We start from the raw sequence: 17231 nt of genomic DNA, 5'->3' as shown, positions 1-17231 counted from the left end.
GATTTTGAGTGAAGAAATGATATAATATCCACAGCGTTATTGATTTAAGAGGAGATAAAAACTATGAACGAAGTGCTTTTCAGGAAAGTTGAAAAACTCAAAGAAGAGGTACTTTATTTAGAGAAAAACAAGGCAATTTTTTTTAGAGAGTTAGAAATATCTGTTGATATAAAGAAAATAACTGAGCGATCTGTTTATCTCTGTGCTGAGATAGCCCTTGATATAGCTGATATGGTAATTACCACAAAAGGATTGCCAAAACCTGCGACTTACAGCGATGCCATATACAAACTCGGCGATTATAATGTCATTCAAAAAGATTTTGCTAAAAAGTTTGTTTATATTGCCGGACTGAGAAATTTTCTTGCCCATGACTATCAGATAGATACAACCAAAGACCTGAAAAGGTTTTTAAAATCGGGAATAAGCGACATTAAAAAATTTATTGGCTATATAGAGAAATTATGAGCAACGATATCAGGATTAAAAAAATACGGAAAATACTCAGAGCAAATCCTAATATAGAGTTTGCATACTTATTTGGCTCACAGGCAAAGGGGCTTGCAGGTGAGCGAAGCGATTGGGACATTGCCGTTTATTTCAAGAATGACGCTAAAAAACTCCCGCAGTGGACGGTATTTTATCTTGAGGCTGAAATATCTCAAGAGATAGGCTCGGAGGTGCAGATTACGGCACTGAACGATGTTGACTCCCCTCTTTTTTTGTTTCAGATAATTAGCGACGGATTAATTCTGGTTGATACTGACAGCAACAAGAGAATACTCTTTGAAGCAGAGACGCTTAAACATTACCACGACTGGCAGTATTTTCTTAGAAGACAGATGACGCATAGATAGTGAAAGCGTCTGCCTCAATGCCAATATCGCAGGGATTAATTTCGGCGAGATTTATGCGGATTTTGAGTGAGGTTGGGGAAGAAGAAAGAGACAGAGGATGAATAAAAATATTCCAACAAATATGACTGGTTACGCAGAGCTTTTAACCACTCTAAAAGAACGGATACGCGCATCGCAAGTACGTGCTGTCATGTCGGTGAATCGTGAGTTGGTGCTGCTTTATTGGCAAATCGGGCAGGAAATTCTTACAAGACAGGCAAATGAAAACTGGGGGTCGAAAGTTATTGACCGCCTTGCAGCCGACCTTAGACGGGAATTTCCTGATATGCAGGGCTTCTCGCCTCGCAATCTCAAGTATATGCGCGCCTTTGCTGCTGCATATCGGGATGAAGCATTTGTGCAAGAGGTGCTTGCACAAATTACGTGGTACCACAATATTACCCTTCTGGATAAAGTTAAAGGCTCTACTGAACGAGAATGGTATATACGTGAAACTATTAAAAACGGCTGGTCCCGGAACATTCTTGTCCTGCAGATAAAAAGCGATCTTTACCGTAGACAAGGCAATGCAATCAGCAATTTCAGAAAAACTCTCCCGCCGCCACAATCTGATCTTGCACATCAAGTGCTGAAAGACCCTTATGTCTTTGATTTTCTCACTCTTGACAAAGAAACTCACGAACGCGCTCTTGAAAAGGAACTTGTCAATCACATCACAAAATTCCTGCTTGAACTGGGAGCCGGCTTTGCTTTTGTAGGTAAACAGTTTCGCATGGAAATATCAGGACAGGACTTCTATATAGACCTTCTTTTTTATCATACGCGACTGCATTGCTACGTTGTGGTTGAGTTGAAAGTCGGAGAATTCAAGCCTGAATATGCAGGGCAAATAAATTTTTATCTGTCAGCCCTTGATGATCTCGTAAAAGCGCCTGAAGATAATCCCTCTATCGGCATCATTTTGTGTGCCACAAAAGACAGAATTCTTGCAGAATATGCCCTGCGCGATATGAGGAAACCCATTGGTGTAGCTGAATGGAAGACAAAGCTTACGCGCTCTTTACCCGCTAAGCTGAAAAAGAATCTGCCCACGATTGAGGAGATAGAGGCGGAGTTGGCGAAAGAGGCGAGAAAATAATGTGTGGGCATGAAGGGGATCGTTCTGCAGAGTATATAAAAGACTGTTGAGAGGGATAATTATGAATGGATTACGCTGAGAGTTCTTGAGAATGGGGATATAATGGAAGAATAATTGGTTATCATTCTTTCATTGCTAATTCCCTTTATCGGATGTTATTTTAATGACTAAAAAAAGGATTTCATGATAATAGTATATTTTGTGGGTGATAACAAATGAAGGTTGAGGAGCGAACTATAGAAAATCTTTTAGGCTGTAGGAATAAGAATGTATTTATTGTTCCTCCGTTTCAAAGACGCTATGCGTGGAAGCAAATTAACTTTGAGCAGTTGCTATAAGACATAAAGAATATTATTGATGGAACAGGCAAACGACATTTTATGGGTACATTGGTTTTTAAGCCCGATTCTCGAGACCGTCATTTTACAATAATTGATGGTCAGCAACGCTTGGCAACATTCACAATTATTTTGACAGTTTTGAGGAAATTGACCAATGAATACGCGCCTGCTAAATATAAAGAAATAGAAAAACGTCTTCTGATAAAAGGAAATCCACGATTTAAGCCATCGCTCCATGATCATGATGCATTTGCTCGTCTTTTAGAAAATGCCGAAGGACTTCAGAAAGTTCGACACAAACAAGTCAAGGCAGGTTATGACTTTTTCTATGACGGAATTCAGAACTATATTGAGAATACGAAAGGAAAGAAACGAAGCCACTTCGGTAAGTTTCTGAAGACAGTATTGACGAGAATGGTATTTGTAGAAATTGTTCTCACTGGTGATGATGATGCTCATGCCATATTCGAATCAATTAACTATGCTGGCGTTCCGTTAACCCAGGCTGATCTTGCTCGGAATTTTATTTTAAGCCTTGTAAGAAATGGTAAGGAACAACAGAGGCTAAATAATGCTTACTGGCGGCCAATAGAGGATAAGATAGAGGAAAGTATATCTGGCAGTAATGTAAGGGATAGAAAAGCTGAATTTCAAAAAACATTGCGGGACTTTCTTCGGGCTTTTCTGGTTGTTGAAAAAAGAAAATATATCAGTACAACTGACCTGTTCAGGGAGTTACGCTCTTACTTTTGTGCTGGTCATGTAGAGGATAAATTAAAAAAGCTTTTCAAGGAAGCCGAGAAATATTGCAAATTTATCAATCCCAAACTTGAGGACAGAGAGAAGCTTCGTTCACAGTTGCAGAGACTTGCAGACCTAAAGATGACAACGTACTATCCAGTCTTGCTGGTTTTATATCGTTCTCTGGCAAATGAAGAGATAACTAGCAAGGAATTAGAACAGGCTATGAGATACATTGAGTCATTCGTTGTTCGCAGAGCGTTTAATAGCAAAGTGTCACGTGATCTAAACCAGGTCTTTGCTATGATTGCAGTTAAACTAATCGACAAGAAGGGTAAAAACATAGCTAAAATCCTGAGAGATGAAAAGTGGCATGGAGATGAGCATTTCAAAACATGCTTTGTCTCATCCCCTATTTACACCACTGCACCTGCAACAGCCAAATTTGCTTTAGAAAGCATAGAAAGATACAAGTCTGCTGATAAAGAATTGCAGATCGCTAAATCTCAGATTGAGCATGTGTTTCCGCAACAGGCAGAAATGGACGATTGGGATTCTGATGCCTTATCGGATTTGAAAAAGAACCTGCATGTTATGGGGAATCTTACGCTCACCGCATATAATACCAAACTGAGTAACCACGGTTTTAAGGAAAAAAAGAAAGTTTACAAAAAAAGTCCTTACTGGCTGACAAAGATTATAGCGAAACACGATACATGGACAAAGGCAGAAATAGAAAAGAGAGGGGTAAGGCTACTTAGAGTGGCGATGAAGATTTGGCATGGGTGTAGGGTTTGACGAAATTAGGAACAACTGGGCTGAGGGACGCTTCCCATATTTTTACAGCATCTTTTAGGAGAAAAAAGTCCGCGTACATTTTCCACTAAATCCTCCCCCTGTCCCATCCACCCCTAAATCGCTTAAGTATCATCGCCACCTAAAAATCTGCTAAAATTCTTTTTTTTAAACCTCGGACACGCTATGGGGGAGGTCTGCTGTTAAAATATAAGCATGAAAATAAAGGCCATATTCAAGGAGGGATTATATGAAAAAAACCGTTAAAAACAAAATGCTGTCAGACGCAACGATGTATGGTATTGAGTCAGTATCTGCCAATAAGTAAATAGAAAGAGAGTCGAATGTGAAAGAAAATATTATAAGAGGACTAATAACTAATATGGAAACGGGAGAAGACCGGTTATGCACACATTATTTGTTCTGCCACGAATATGAATTGCGTACAATTGTTAAGATCAATCAGGTAGAAAGCTTTGTTCATCCGGATAACTCGTTCCAGATTTGTATAGAATGCTGGGGGATAGACAGTATTGGTGGTGTTTTTGAAGTCGAATTGGCTTTTACACCCTCCACCCCGGAAGAAAGGGACAAAATACTTAGAGATCTTACTGTTGATTCGATCTTTACTGTCAAAGGCAGCTATACTATTATTACTGCTGAATCCCTTATCACAATTCACGAACCGCTGTATTATCCGTTATGTCCCGATTTTTCAGAAGAAGAAATTAGAGAAGTTTTTAGAATCAATAGCGCTAAATTATCGTAAACTGATAAAAAAGAAAATTCTTGAGCAAAAATTGAAGGAAATGCTATTTTACTAATGCAATCTGAACAGTTTAAATTACAGAGGTGAAGAATGCCTATATATTCAAACAGCAAATTATCTACCTATGAAAACTGCCCGCAGCAGTATAAGCTGAGATATATTGACAAGGTAGAACTTCCCGAAGGTGCGGAAGAAGGGATAGAGGCATTTCTTGGAAGCCGGGTACACGATGTGCTCGAAAAACTATACAAAGAACTGATTCTCACAAAACTGAACAGTCTTGATGATTTGCTCGGCTGCTATAAAAACGAGTGGGACAAGAACTGGCATGAGAATGTGGTTGTTATAAAAAAGGGGTTCACAAAAGACCATTACCGGAATGCCGGCAAAGAAGCTATCACAAATTACTACAAGCGGCATCAGCCCTTTAATCAGTCGAAGACTTTGGCAACAGAGCAGTTGATAACATTCAAGATTGACAACTATACCATCAGGGGCTTTATAGACAGATTAAGCCAGCCGGAAAGAGGCATGTATGAAATCCACGATTACAAGACATCGGGTTCTCTCCCTTCACAGGACAAGTTCGACAACGACCGGCAGCTTGCGCTTTATCACATCGGCATCAAGGAGAAATATCCTGATGTAAAGGATGTTCAACTCATCTGGCATTATCTGATATTCGATAAAGAGTTCTTGTCAACGCGGACAGATGCCCAGTTGAAAGACCTGCAAAAAGAGATCGTCTCGCTTATCAAGACAATAGAGAAAGATACAAAGTTCGAGCCGAAAGAAAGCAACCTCTGCGACTGGTGCGACTTTCATGGATACTGTCCTGCTAAAAAGCATGAATACAAGGTGCAGGAATTACCTCCGAATAAATATTTGAAAGAAAAAGGCGTGGCTCTGGTGAACAAGTATGCAACCCTTAAGGCTAATATCAAGGCTCTGAGAGAGCATGAACTGGCTATTCAGGAACAACTTGATTTAATAGAAGACGCTGCGATTACCTATGCAAAGAAAGAGGGGGTCAGCCGGATAACAGGGAGCGATTTTGCTTTGAAGATAACTGAAGAAGAAGTCTTGAACTTCCCCAAATCAGGGGAAGAAGGCAGGGAAGAGCTTGAAAAGCATGTTAAGAAAGCGGGTATTTGGGAAGAAGTGTCAGGGCTGAATCTCTCACGGCTTGCAAAGATTCTTGAGGAGGATAATCTTGACAGTAGAATTAGAAAGCAGTTATTGAAGTTTGCCGAGGAAGTGGAAGAGACAAATGTGAGGCTTGTAAAGAAGAAGAAAGTGGAAGAATAATATTTTTTCAACTATTACTCCCTCTGCCTGTCCCATCCGACCACAATAGCACGGAAGTCTAATAGTTAGAAACCGCATCGCCTGCATTTTCTGATGAATTCTCTTGCCTTCACGCATTAACGCATAGCTGTTATCTTTCTTGACGCCTTATACCCCGCAATGGTAACATTACACATATAGTTACACATATGGAGGCAAAATGAAAAGGACCAATATAATGCTTACTGATGAGCAGCACAAGAAGCTTAAGTCATATGCGAAGAGGGGAGAGGGCACTCTTGGCGGTCTTGTAAGAGAAGCACTTGATGTTACTTACGGGAAAGATGCTCTTCAGCATAGAAAGTCGATTGCAATTGAATCATATAAAGAGGGGCTGATAAGCCTTGGCAAACTATCTGAAGTGCTGGGCGTTGATGTTGTGAGCGCGAGACTCTATTTGAAGAAGCAGGGGATACGCATCATGACGCAAAAACCATCTGAGGTTTTGCAGGATGCCTTAAATGCCTGAGATTTTATTTGATTGCTGTGTGTTAAGCAATTTTGCGTTGTCAGATTCTTTCCATGTCATCAAAAAACTCTATGTAAATTCTTCGTATGCAACTAATTTTGTGATGGCTGAAAATCTGAGGGGAATACTCGGCGGCCATAATAAACTTGTGAGAGTTAACGAAGCCATAAAAGAGGGCTGGCTTAAAGAGATAGCATTAAAAGGCGAAAAAGAAAAGGCTTTGTTCGAGACGCTTTCCGTATCTCTCGGCTTCGGCGAGGCGTCCAGCATTGCTGCGGCAAAGACAAGGGGTTATGTATTTGCCTGTGATGACAGGGCGGCGAGGAGAGAGGCAGATTTACTGGGAGTGAAACTGACAGGAACAATAGGCATTATTATAAAGGCAGTTAAAAAGAAAGCTTTAAGCGGCCATGAGGTGGATGTGATATTAAATCGGATGATTGCGAATGGATTTTATTCGCCTGTAAAATCAATAAAGGATATTTTGTAAATCTATGGAGAAATACTTTTTAGCCATTTCTCTGCCTCTTTTTTCGTCTTAAGCTTACCTTCAAACTGCATCTTTTTCAATCCGTAAATGAGCTTTCCGAGCTTTACCCCTCCTTTAAGCCCTGTTATCTCCATAATCTCCTCTGAAGCGAGAAGGCTTCTTTTCCATATCTTTTTAAATCTCTCTAATTGACTAAGAAGTTTTACATTTCCTGAGAGTATGAGAAGGTCAAAGGCAGAATCTTTTGCTTTAAAGAAAGTGTTAAAAAGATTTTCCTGAGAAAATATGTCCTGTTTTTCTGATTTAGATAGAAGCTCATGAACCATCTTGAGCCTCTCGAATATAATCCTGCTTAATCGCAGTCTGTTTTTGTTCAATGCTGAACTGTAAAGAACCTGCTCAAGCCGGAGAAGCCCGTGAAGCGTTAGTTCCTGAGAAAAAGGTTTTTCAATATTTCGTTTGAAGTTTAAGGGAAGTTTTTTAATGCACAATTCAAGGGAAGGAATAGTCCTGATATTCTCAAACAGTCTTTTGCGTGGGATGGACAGGAAACATTCAAGCAGCCCGTCATCCGATGCTGTTTTCAGGGCATTATAGAAGTTTTTGAAATTAAGGAGCTTAAAAAACTCAAGCGTAATCCTTTCAGGAGCAGATTTTCTGATTTCTTTTCTCAGATGCCTTACCATTTTTCTTGTCTCCGGCTCTGCTTTCCAGCCAAGTTCTGAAACAAAGCGATAAGCCCTGAGCAGCCTTAACGGGTCGTTCTTGAAATTATCTATTGATATAGCTTTAATCCTGTGCTTTGCGATGTCTTTTATACCGTTAAACGGATCGATGAGCCCTGTCTCAGGCGACCATGCAATAGCGTTCATTGTGAAATCCCTGCCGCTGAGGTTATCTCTAATACTGTCTTTCAGTTCTGTAAAATCAAGCGTAATCCCATTTTTGAGAACAATCCTTATCATTTGTTCTTTCTTGAGTTCAACGGTTGTTCCCTTCCCTGGTGTCAGCCCAAGAGCGGCATAAACGAGTCCGGCAAATTGCCTTATGTCTCCTCTGACGACATAATCAAGGTCCCTTGATTTTTTCCCAATGAGGATATCCCTCAGATACCCTCCGACTATATAGGCCTCTCTGCCAAGGGAGAATACCTTTGAGTTGATTTTGTTTCCAAGGACTATTTTTCTGATGTTTTTCATGTTCAGGTATATCTTACCAAAAAATGAGACTGGCGATTATATATTGTGAAATACGCAGGATGGGGCGGTTTGGTTTTAAGAATTCTCTTGACAGTGAACTATCGTTCACCATATAATGGAGCCATGACAAAAGACTTAAGAGAAAACAGGCTGAAGGCCAGAATCAGGGATATAGCAGATTTCTATCATAAAAAAGGCAGGATGCCGAGTTTTTCTGAAATAGGAGACATGGTTGGGATGAAGTCCAAGAATGCTGTTTATAAGCTGGTCAATAAGCTTGAAAAACTCAAGGTTTTGGAAAGGGATGACAAAGGCAGGCTCATACCAGTTTCTATAGCGGCTTCCGTAAAGATGCTCGGCACTGTTGAAGCAGGTTTCCCGAGCTCTGCCGAAGAAGAGCTTTCAGACACCCTTTCACTTGATGATCTCCTTGTAAAAAATCCTCAGGCTACTTTTCTACTAAAGGTCTCAGGCTACTCAATGTCAGAGGCTGGCATACTTCCCGGAGACATGGTTATCGTTGATAAAGGACAGTCTCCCAAGAACGGGGATATTGTGATTGCAGAGGTTGACGGAGAATGGACCATGAAATATCTGGATAAAAGCGGAGACGGCGTAACCCTTATGCCTGCGAATCCTAAATTTAAACCGATAAAGCCCAAAAAAGAACTGAAGATAGCGGGCGTTGTAACAGCCGTGATAAGGAAATACAGGTGAGCAATTGGATACGAACCCTTTAACAATAAGCTCATGGCCCAAGGCAATCCTTCATCTGGACGCCTATGTGCCGCAAAGGTTGACAGGGCTTTTCAAAGGCGAAAACAAGAGGCAGCATCCTGGGATTTCCCGTGCTTCATATAAAAGTTTAACCCTGATTCCATCGGGGCTAAGAAAGGAGGACAGATTTATGGAAATAGCAACATCATCTTTACTGGCTGAGTTTGGTTTACATGCAATTTTTTACGGCATAGGCATTTTTGCGGCTTATTTCGTAGGCATGCAGTGTAGTTAAGATATGAGTGTTTTTGCTTTATGGGGCGTATTAAGTACAGCGCTATAAAAGCAGTTGAGTTTTATTGCCTTTTTGCGTATGATATTTTTAATTTTGACAAGCACGTTAAGCCGTTAAAGAGCGCGGGATTGGTATGAAGGAAAAAAAGGAAATACAGAACCAAGGCGCACCTCGAATGCTGGTCTTAATCTTTGGATTATAGGAAATAATCAGTGGAAATAATCGGGGACACTTTCCGCAGTTTTGTCATAAGAAAAACCATTCTCACCCCCAGTTCCCAAAATCTCAGTTTCCCATCTTACTATCTTGCCATTTTACTGTCTTGCCGGCCTGCTTTGCTTGGTGAATACATGTGCATAGTTTCACGTCTGAAAATGGCATATTCAAACGCCTCTAACTCATTGACACTCTTAGATTTTTACTGATATACTTCAACAAGCAAGAAGTAATAATAAGGGGTTGAAAATCATTACAAACACAGGCTTCAGATTGTTTTTATGAATAAGGGGAGAAAAAACAGACAAACAAAGGATATGCTTGCCCTTATTCTTGCAGGGGGCAAAGGAGAGAGGCTTCACCCCTTAACTATTCACAGGGCAAAACCAGCGGTTCCGTTCGGAGGAAAATACAGGATAATTGATTTCACATTGAGCAACTGTATCAATTCAGGCATCAGGAAAATAGCGGTGCTTACACAATATAAGTCTCTCTCATTGAACAGGCACCTGGCGCTTGGCTGGGAACATCTGCTCAATCCGGAGCTTGACGAATTTATCATATCTGTCCCGCCTCAGCAGCGTGTCGATGAGAGGTGGTATGAAGGAACAGCGGATGCGGTGTATCAGAATATATATTTTATAGAGAAGGAGTCTCCTGCGTATCTGCTTATCCTCTCGGGAGACCATATATACAAGATGGACTATTCCGAAATGTTCAGTTCCCATATCAGCAAGGGCGCAGTCGGGACGATTGCGGCAATAGAGATGGACAGGGAGAAGGCCTCGTCATTTGGTGTTGTTGAGGTTGATGAAGAATCAAGGATAATAGGATTTAAAGAGAAACCTAAAAAGCCAAAGTCAATGCCGGGGTCTCCAAATCAGGCTCTTGTTTCTATGGGAGTGTATCTGTTTAATACTCAGGATGTATTAAGCGAAGTTATGAGTGATGCGTTTCGTTCAACAGCTCATGATTTCGGGAAAAATATTATACCTGACATGATTGAGACTAAAAAACTTTTTGCCTATAATTTCAAGGATGAGAATAAAAAAGAGGCAAAATACTGGAGAGATGTAGGCGCTATTGCCGGATACTGGGAGGCAAACATGGAGATTGCATCTGTGGATCCGATGTTCAACCTGTATGATAAAGAATGGCCGTTAAGGACGTATCAGCCCCAGTACCCGCCCGCAAAATTTGTTTTTGCGCAGGAGCGTAAAGGCGGCAGGCTTGGCATAGCGTTGGATTCCATTGTGTGCGACGGATGTATCATAAGCGGAGGGCGTGTGCAGGACTCTGTGCTCTCTCCTAATGTGAGGGTTAACAGCTGGGCGGATGTCAGGGAATCGGTGCTCATGGAGAATGTTGAGATAGGAAGGCATTGCAAAATAAAGAAGGCGATAATAGACAAGGACGTCTGTGTGCCGGAAGGAACGGTAATCGGTTATGATATTGAAGGCGACAGAAAAAGATTTCACGTTAGCCCTGAAGGAATAGTCGTGATTCCTAAGGGAGTGGAGATTGAATGAGTCTTGTTGGAAGGCTTGAAGACCTGGCCCTTTCTGATATTTTCCAGATACTGAGTATCGGGAAAAAAACAGGGACGCTTGTAATCAATGGGGTATCAGGAAACGCGATGATTGTGTTCCGGAACGGTCTTGTTGTCAGGGCTGAGACTACTCAACTTGACGGAACGCTGGGGCACGACCTCCTTAAAAGCGGGACCATAAAAGAATCATCGCTCCTGATGGCTCTGGAAGTAAAAAAAAAGCTGCCCGCAAAGTCTGTCGCAGAGATACTTTTTGATCTCGGCGCTGTAAATAAAGATACACTTGAGAAGGCTTCTAAGAAGAGAATAGAGAAAGCTGTTTATCATCTTCTGCTCTGGCATGACGGTGATTTTCAGTTTGAGATTGAGGACCTTGAACTGAAAGACAGTATACAGATAGAGGATCTTGGATGGGAAGTCTCAAAGGGAATCAGCCCTGAGTATCTTCTTATGGAGGGTGCGAGGGTATATGATGAATCTGCACAGCAGGAATTTGTTTCTAATGAGGAACTGACAGGAGAAACGGCAGAGGAAGGCGGATGGGAATCAGACTGGGGCGGGCCTGCAGTTGCAGAGAGGAAAGACATCTCAGCCCTCAAGTCGCTTACGCAGGAATTAAGATTCCCGAATTCAGCTTCTGAGATAACGCTTCTCATACTCAGATTTGCGAGCGATATTTTCCAGAGAGGCGTTTTGTTTATGGCCGGAGAAAATGAGATGGCAGGGCTGGGACAGTTCGGGCTTGAGATAGAAAGAGCTGACGAGAAGATAAGAGAGACGGCGCTTCCGCTGAAAGACAGTCCGTTTCTCACAAAGATTATTAATGAGGCGCGTTCGTACAAGGGACCGATGGAAAAAGACAAAATAACGGAAATGATGATAAAGGAACTTGGAGGAGGCTGGCCGTCTGAAGTCGGGGTTTTCCCTATCATTGCAGAAGGGAGAGTTGCCGCGATGCTTTATTGCGACAATATGCCGGCAGGCGAGCCTATTGCTGAGACAGAGGGGCTTGAGATATTTATAAGCCAGGCCGGGCTTGCGTTTGAAAAATCACTTCTTCAGCGCAGGCTCAATGAAATGCAAAAAACTATGGAGAACAAGACAAAGACATGATGATTTTTTTACTGGTATTTGTTAGAATCCATCATAGCGATGCCCTTTTTAGAATTCACATTCTGTTCAGAAACTCTTTTTAGGGGGAGTCTTATAAAGGGATGAGAAATAAGTTGACGCATAAAGGATTCAGAGAGGACGGAATGAAAAAGACTGTTGCCTTTTTATTTTTTGTCTTATTCCTATTCATAACAATAGCTTTCTTCCTTTCATTCGCAGCCTATTCCCACGCAATAACCATAACAGGCTCTGAAACAATAACAACAAACAGCAGTGCGTCATATACGGCAGCAGATTGTAGCGGCGCTGTATCATGGAGCGTTACAGGCACAGGGGCAAGTATCAGTTCAAATGGTGTTTTGACCACAGGGCCGGCTTCTTGCGGGGGCATAACAGTAACGGCAAGCTGTTCTGACGGTAGTGTTGCGACAAAAACAGCAAGGGTTACGGATGCGGGGCATTGGATATTGACATCTTCCTGTAACGAGCTTACTCCTATTATGTGTGGTTGGGGATTCTGTTGTGTAACAAATGTTTACACAGGAAAGTATCGGTATGATGTTTGGTGTTATTTGGGTTCGGTATCAGCAGGGTGTAATGCAGGAAGTTGTTCCTCACATGGCGTTGTTTGCAGCAGTTTATGTGGTTCGAGTGGTTACCCCTGTAACAGTTCAGACCCAAATATAATAATAGGTGTAGTATCTAATATTAATGAATGGCAATGCCCTACTTGCACAAACGGCCAGACCATTTCCTGCTATACAGGCACAGGAGGAACACAGGGTATTGGAGAATGCAAATCCGGAACACAGACCTGCGTAAACGGGCAGTGGGGAGCATGTACAGGCGAGGTTTTACCCGCAACTGAAGTCTGCGGCGACAACATGGACAACAACTGCGATGGACAGGTTGATGAAGACTGCAATGTCCAGAAATCAGAGACAACTCTTGGAAAAGATCCATGCACCAATATCCCTCCTACAAATATTACCCTTGGCTCCTCCGCAAACCCTGCAAGCGGCAACCTCTACCACGACCAGACACTATTCCAGACAGCTACATCAGGTTTCACTTTAAGCTATAACTCAATAGACATATACAATGGCTCACTCGGCAAAGGCTGGACACACAACTATAATCTTCTTTTATTCTCTAACCCTGATGGCAGCATAGGCCTCAAACAAGGAGACGGAAACGTCATATACTTCAGGCTAACAAACGGCATCTACTATCCAGAAGCCAATAGCGGAGACACATCATACATAACAGTTAACAGCGACAACACCTTCACAAGAACGCTTAAAAACAACACAACCTACAACTTCAGAGCCACAGGCAAACTCACATCCATAAAAGACAGAAACAATAACACAACAACCCTGACCTACACAGGCGACAACCTTACAACCATAACAGACCCTTCAGGAAGGGCAACCTATCTCACCTACGACTCAACCAACAAAATCACAGGCATAACAGAGCCAAGCAATAACAGCTACAGCCTCACCTACAGCAATAACATGCTTACTCAGATTTCAACTGCCAGCTCACAACTTGGAACTCTCAACTGGGCATATACATACGACACAAACAACCAGCTGCTTACAAAAACAGACCCAATGGGATATGTAACAACATACGCATACGATGCAAACAATAAAGTTGTCTCATCAACAGACCCAGAAGGAAAGACAAAAAGCATAACCTATGACACCGTAACCAACACAGCAACAGCAACGGAAAAAGACGGAGGCATATGGACCTACAAATACGACTCTCTCCTAAACGTAACCACACAAAAGACAGACCCGCTGGGCAATACCACCACATACACCTACGACAGCAACAGAAACCTTATAACAGAAACAGACCCACTGGGCAGCACAACCATATACACATACGACACATCAGGAAACAGGACCTCAGCAACCAATGCATTAGGCAACACAACAGCCTACACTTACAACACCTTCGGACAGATAACCAGCATCACCGACTCACAGAACAAAGTAACAACATACACCTATGATGCCAAAGGCAACCTCTTAACAACCACAGACGCCTCAGGAGCAGTTACCCAATATCAATACGATTCCAAAGGCAACCTTATACAACTCATAACTCCGAATTCCCAACTCACAACTCTTACTTATGACCAGTATAACAATCCCATAACAATCACAGACCCAACAGGAGCAGTAACAACATTCACATACGACATATCAGGCAATCTCCTGACCCTGACAGATGCGCAGGGCCATATAACAAGGCTTGAATACAACAGCCTGAACAAACCCATAAAAGTAACAGACCCGCTGAACAATATAACAACAAACACCTACGACAAAAACGGCAACAAAATATCCGTAACAGACGCCAACGGCAACACCACAAACTATGGATACAACTACAGGGGCCAGGTAACAAAGGCAACAGATGCGCTCAGCGCTATCACGACATTTGCCTATGGGAGCACAGGCTGCTCATCATGCGGAGGCGGAGGAGATAAACTCACAACAGTAACAGACGCCAAAGCCAATACCACAACATTCCAGTACGACCTCGCCGGCCGACTCATAAAAGAAACAGGCCCGCTGGGAAACATAACCGCATACGCCTACGACCCAAACGGAAACCTCAAGACAAAGACCGATGCAAATGCAAACACCATCACCTATTCATACGACGCAGTAAACAGACTCACACAAAAACTCTATCCTGACGGCAACATGGCCGCCTATCAATACAATGCAAACAGCAGCCTTACATATGCTGGAAACCAATACATTGCATACAATTTCACCTATGACGCAAACAAGAGAATAATTAGTTCCATTGACAGCGCTGGCAAAACCCTGCAATACACCTATGATGCAAACTCAAACCGCACCTCAATGACAGACCCGACAGGAGGCATCACAAGTTACGCATACAATGCTCTCAACCTTGTTGCCTCAATCACAAACCCCTCAGGAAAACAATTCGGATTTACCTACGACAGCCTCGGGAGGCGGACAAAGCTCAGACATCCAAATGTAGTGCAGACAACATACACCTATGACAGCAACAGCCGTCTTACAAGTCTCATAACTTTTAACTCAAAACTTTCAACTCTTAACTCGTTTACCTACACCCATGACAACGTCGGCAATCGCACAACCATGACCGAAAGCGCCGGCACACACAACTATGCCTATGACGTCATATATCAACTCACGCAGGCCACCCATCCAAAGCCGCCCTCAGAGCAATTTACCTATGACCCAGTCGGCAATAGAGCAAACACAACAGTAGATACAGCCAACAGACTCTTAGAAGATGCTGCTTATCTCTACACTTATGACGCCAACGGAAACCTCATACGGAAGGTACGTAAGACTAATGGAGAAACAACCACATTTTCCTACGACTTTGAAAATAGATTAATTCAACTTTTAACTCCTAACTCTCAACTTATAACTTACACCTACGACCCCTTTGGAAGAAGGCTTGAGAAAAACGTGAACGGAACAATCAAGAGTTATCTCTATGACAACGAAGACATTCTGGCTGAATATGACGGAAGTGGTGTTCTCACAACAAAATACACCCATGGCCCGGGCATTGACGAGCCGCTGGCAATGGAGCGAGCCGGACAAAGCTACTACTATCATGCTGATGGGCTGGGCTCAATCAAGACCATAACAGACAGCACAGGGAAAGTAGTGCAGAAGTATGAATATAACAGCTTCGGAAGGATTACCTATCAATTGAGCCAGACCTTCATCCAGCCCTACACCTTCACGGGAAGAGAGTTTGATCCAGAGACAGGTCTTTATTACTACAGAGGAAGATATTATTATCCGAGCAGAGGCAGATTCATCTCAAAAGATCCGATTGGGTTTGGTGGGGGAGATGTGAATTTGTATAGGTATGTGGGAAATAATCCGGTGAACTTTGTGGATCCGGAAGGGCTTGCAGCATCTCAGTGTTGCAACTTTTCAAGTTGTTTTGAGAATTGTTATAAGCAAAGTGGGGGATTAATAGCATTGGGCATTCTTGGGGTAGGAAGTCCTTTCGCTTCTGTGCCATATCCCGGGAATAAACTATTATTAGGCTCAAAAAATCCATTTACAAGCCTTGCTAGTATTACATTAAGGAGTGTCGGTCTAAGAGGATCCGCAATTGCACTTCGGGTAGTTAATCCCTATGCAAATGTTGCAGCCGTAGGTACAGCTAGTTATGCTGGAGGGTTGGTGCTAAGCTGCTCTATTTATTGTAAACTCGACTGCAGCATGTTTTAATTATGAAGGCATTTGTTTTCATATTAATTTTGGTATTACTTGGAATTATTGGGATTGTGGCTCATTTGCTGGAAGCAAAACGATTGCCAAAGAAAAGGCAAAGATTTGCAGAAAGAGGTAAAATGGACGTAAGAGATATCTATTATCGTTTTTATGCGGATTCAGGAATTGAGATACATAGATTTACTAATATGTGGGGTAAAATTGCTGAGATTCTTAAGCTCGATCCGTGCCTGTTGCGTCCAACTGATCGTTTCGATAAAGAATTAGGGCCGGTTGAAGGCCATTTGGTGGAAGATGAAATCGTTGATCTTGAATATGTTATACGTGATGAGGCAAAAAAAGTCAGTCTCTCATTTAACAATAAGAAATTTGGAACTTTGGATGATTTAATTCGGTACTTATGTATTCAAAAAGCAGAAACATAAAAATGAGATGGTTTATAAGTGAAGACCCGATTGGACTTGAAGGAGGGATTAATCTCTATCTTTACGTAGGAAATAATCCGGTGAACTGGGTGGACCCGTGGGGGTTAAAATGTAAAAAACCTTTCTGGTCAAGAGTCGGGGAGAATTTCTGGCAAACGAATAAAGTCATTCCAGGCGCATTAGCTCCTGCGATTATACCCGGCGTAGGCATGGGGCTTCTGACAGGTGGAAAAGTAGCTGAACTAACTGGCGGTATTACATTGCGCCAGTGGGCTATGCTTGGTTTTCGTGGTGCAGCGCTCCAAGGAGTGGCTTTTACAGGTCTTGAAACAGGCATCATTGCTGCTGGAACTGCCGCTACTAATTTTGCATTGGTAGGTCTTGCTTGGGAAACTGGCGTTGGCATCGGCTCGATCATAAGTGCAGCAATTTTACCCTGCGAAGAAGAAATAGAACCACCGAAGCCGAAAGGATGTAAGTAATA

The 17231-nt window shown here is 42.2% G+C and carries 16 protein-coding genes; 15 read left to right on the top strand and 1 reads right to left on the bottom strand.

Annotated elements, in window-relative coordinates; genetic code table 11:
• The first annotated feature begins 63 nt into the window (after window positions 1-63).
• From HY035_03400 to HY035_03365, 8 genes are all read left to right on the top strand, one after another.
• Window positions 64-468, top strand: a complete 405-nt coding sequence (locus HY035_03400; GenBank protein MBI3377437.1) for a DUF86 domain-containing protein — start codon at window positions 64-66, stop codon at window positions 466-468.
• Window positions 465-857, top strand: a complete 393-nt coding sequence (locus HY035_03395; protein ID MBI3377436.1) for a nucleotidyltransferase domain-containing protein — start codon at window positions 465-467, stop codon at window positions 855-857. Before HY035_03400 ends, HY035_03395 begins: the two co-directional genes overlap by 4 nt.
• 97 nt (window positions 858-954) lie before the next feature.
• Entirely contained in the window at window positions 955-1995 is a 1041-nt protein-coding gene (locus tag HY035_03390) for a DUF1016 domain-containing protein (protein ID MBI3377435.1), read from the top strand.
• Window positions 1996-2375: 380 nt separating this feature from the next.
• Complete coding sequence (locus HY035_03385; protein MBI3377434.1) at window positions 2376-3875, top strand: DUF262 domain-containing protein; 1500 nt, start codon at window positions 2376-2378, stop codon at window positions 3873-3875.
• A gap of 379 nt (window positions 3876-4254) precedes the next feature.
• Window positions 4255-4641 carry a hypothetical protein gene (locus tag HY035_03380; protein ID MBI3377433.1) on the top strand — a complete coding sequence of 129 codons (387 nt, stop codon included), beginning with the start codon at window positions 4255-4257 and terminating at the stop codon, window positions 4639-4641.
• A gap of 90 nt (window positions 4642-4731) precedes the next feature.
• Window positions 4732-5949 carry a PD-(D/E)XK nuclease family protein gene (locus tag HY035_03375; protein ID MBI3377432.1) on the top strand — a complete coding sequence of 406 codons (1218 nt, stop codon included), beginning with the start codon at window positions 4732-4734 and terminating at the stop codon, window positions 5947-5949.
• A gap of 199 nt (window positions 5950-6148) precedes the next feature.
• Window positions 6149-6457 carry a UPF0175 family protein gene (locus HY035_03370; GenBank protein ID MBI3377431.1) on the top strand — a complete coding sequence of 103 codons (309 nt, stop codon included), beginning with the start codon at window positions 6149-6151 and terminating at the stop codon, window positions 6455-6457.
• On the top strand, window positions 6450-6947 hold the full coding sequence (locus HY035_03365) for a DUF3368 domain-containing protein (protein MBI3377430.1): 498 nt from the start codon (window positions 6450-6452) through the stop codon (window positions 6945-6947). Before HY035_03370 ends, HY035_03365 begins: the two co-directional genes overlap by 8 nt.
• 2 nt (window positions 6948-6949) lie before the next feature.
• Here the strand turns inward: HY035_03365 and HY035_03360 are convergent, their stop codons facing one another.
• The gene (locus HY035_03360; protein ID MBI3377429.1) at window positions 6950-8146 is read right to left on the bottom strand and encodes a CCA tRNA nucleotidyltransferase; all 1197 of its coding nucleotides are present in this window, start codon (window positions 8144-8146) and stop codon (window positions 6950-6952) included.
• 45 nt (window positions 8147-8191) lie between these two features.
• Here HY035_03360 and lexA point away from each other — a divergent pair, with 45 nt between their 5' ends.
• From lexA to HY035_03325, 7 genes are all read left to right on the top strand, one after another.
• Window positions 8192-8863: a repressor LexA gene (gene lexA, locus HY035_03355; GenBank protein MBI3377428.1), complete on the top strand. Its 672-nt coding sequence runs from the start codon at window positions 8192-8194 to the stop codon at window positions 8861-8863.
• Between the two features lie 4 nt (window positions 8864-8867).
• Window positions 8868-9158, top strand: a complete 291-nt coding sequence (locus HY035_03350; protein ID MBI3377427.1) for a hypothetical protein — start codon at window positions 8868-8870, stop codon at window positions 9156-9158.
• A 497-nt stretch (window positions 9159-9655) separates the two neighbouring features.
• A complete protein-coding gene (gene glgC, locus HY035_03345; protein ID MBI3377426.1) occupies window positions 9656-10903 on the top strand; it encodes a glucose-1-phosphate adenylyltransferase in 1248 nt (415 codons plus the stop codon).
• Window positions 10900-12036, top strand: coding sequence for a DUF4388 domain-containing protein (locus HY035_03340; protein MBI3377425.1), 1137 nt, complete (start codon window positions 10900-10902; stop codon window positions 12034-12036). Before glgC ends, HY035_03340 begins: the two co-directional genes overlap by 4 nt.
• Window positions 12037-12137: 101 nt before the next feature.
• Window positions 12138-16319 carry an RHS repeat protein gene (locus HY035_03335; GenBank protein MBI3377424.1) on the top strand — a complete coding sequence of 1394 codons (4182 nt, stop codon included), beginning with the start codon at window positions 12138-12140 and terminating at the stop codon, window positions 16317-16319.
• Window positions 16320-16321: 2 nt separating this feature from the next.
• Window positions 16322-16747, top strand: coding sequence for a hypothetical protein (locus HY035_03330; protein ID MBI3377423.1), 426 nt, complete (start codon window positions 16322-16324; stop codon window positions 16745-16747).
• On the top strand, window positions 16723-17229 hold the full coding sequence (locus tag HY035_03325; GenBank protein ID MBI3377422.1) for an RHS repeat-associated core domain-containing protein: 507 nt from the start codon (window positions 16723-16725) through the stop codon (window positions 17227-17229). The genes HY035_03330 and HY035_03325 overlap by 25 nt, the downstream gene beginning before the upstream one ends.
• The last annotated feature ends 2 nt before the right edge of the window (window positions 17230-17231 follow it).

The sequence above is a fragment of the Nitrospirota bacterium genome (genome assembly GCA_016195565.1).
GTDB lineage: Bacteria > Nitrospirota > Thermodesulfovibrionia > Thermodesulfovibrionales > UBA1546 > UBA1546.
Note: the sequence above shows the minus strand (reverse complement) of the source record. Positions and strands in the feature narration are given on the sequence as shown.

Bases quoted from the DNA above. Each gene is read 5' to 3' on its own strand.
- HY035_03400 (MBI3377437.1), top strand. From the start codon at position 64: ATGAACGAAGTGCTTTTCAGGAAAGTTGAAAAACTCAAAGAAGAGGTA.
- HY035_03395 (MBI3377436.1), top strand. From the start codon at position 465: ATGAGCAACGATATCAGGATTAAAAAAATACGGAAAATACTCAGAGCA.
- HY035_03390 (MBI3377435.1), top strand. From the start codon at position 955: ATGAATAAAAATATTCCAACAAATATGACTGGTTACGCAGAGCTTTTA.
- HY035_03385 (MBI3377434.1), top strand. From the start codon at position 2,376: ATGGGTACATTGGTTTTTAAGCCCGATTCTCGAGACCGTCATTTTACA.
- HY035_03380 (MBI3377433.1), top strand. From the start codon at position 4,255: ATGGAAACGGGAGAAGACCGGTTATGCACACATTATTTGTTCTGCCAC.
- HY035_03375 (MBI3377432.1), top strand. From the start codon at position 4,732: ATGCCTATATATTCAAACAGCAAATTATCTACCTATGAAAACTGCCCG.
- HY035_03370 (MBI3377431.1), top strand. From the start codon at position 6,149: ATGAAAAGGACCAATATAATGCTTACTGATGAGCAGCACAAGAAGCTT.
- HY035_03365 (MBI3377430.1), top strand. From the start codon at position 6,450: ATGCCTGAGATTTTATTTGATTGCTGTGTGTTAAGCAATTTTGCGTTG.
- HY035_03360 (MBI3377429.1), bottom strand. From the start codon at position 8,146: ATGAAAAACATCAGAAAAATAGTCCTTGGAAACAAAATCAACTCAAAG.
- glgC (MBI3377426.1), top strand. From the start codon at position 9,656: ATGAATAAGGGGAGAAAAAACAGACAAACAAAGGATATGCTTGCCCTT.
- HY035_03340 (MBI3377425.1), top strand. From the start codon at position 10,900: ATGAGTCTTGTTGGAAGGCTTGAAGACCTGGCCCTTTCTGATATTTTC.
- HY035_03335 (MBI3377424.1), top strand. From the start codon at position 12,138: ATGAGAAATAAGTTGACGCATAAAGGATTCAGAGAGGACGGAATGAAA.
- HY035_03330 (MBI3377423.1), top strand. From the start codon at position 16,322: ATGAAGGCATTTGTTTTCATATTAATTTTGGTATTACTTGGAATTATT.
- HY035_03325 (MBI3377422.1), top strand. From the start codon at position 16,723: ATGTATTCAAAAAGCAGAAACATAAAAATGAGATGGTTTATAAGTGAA.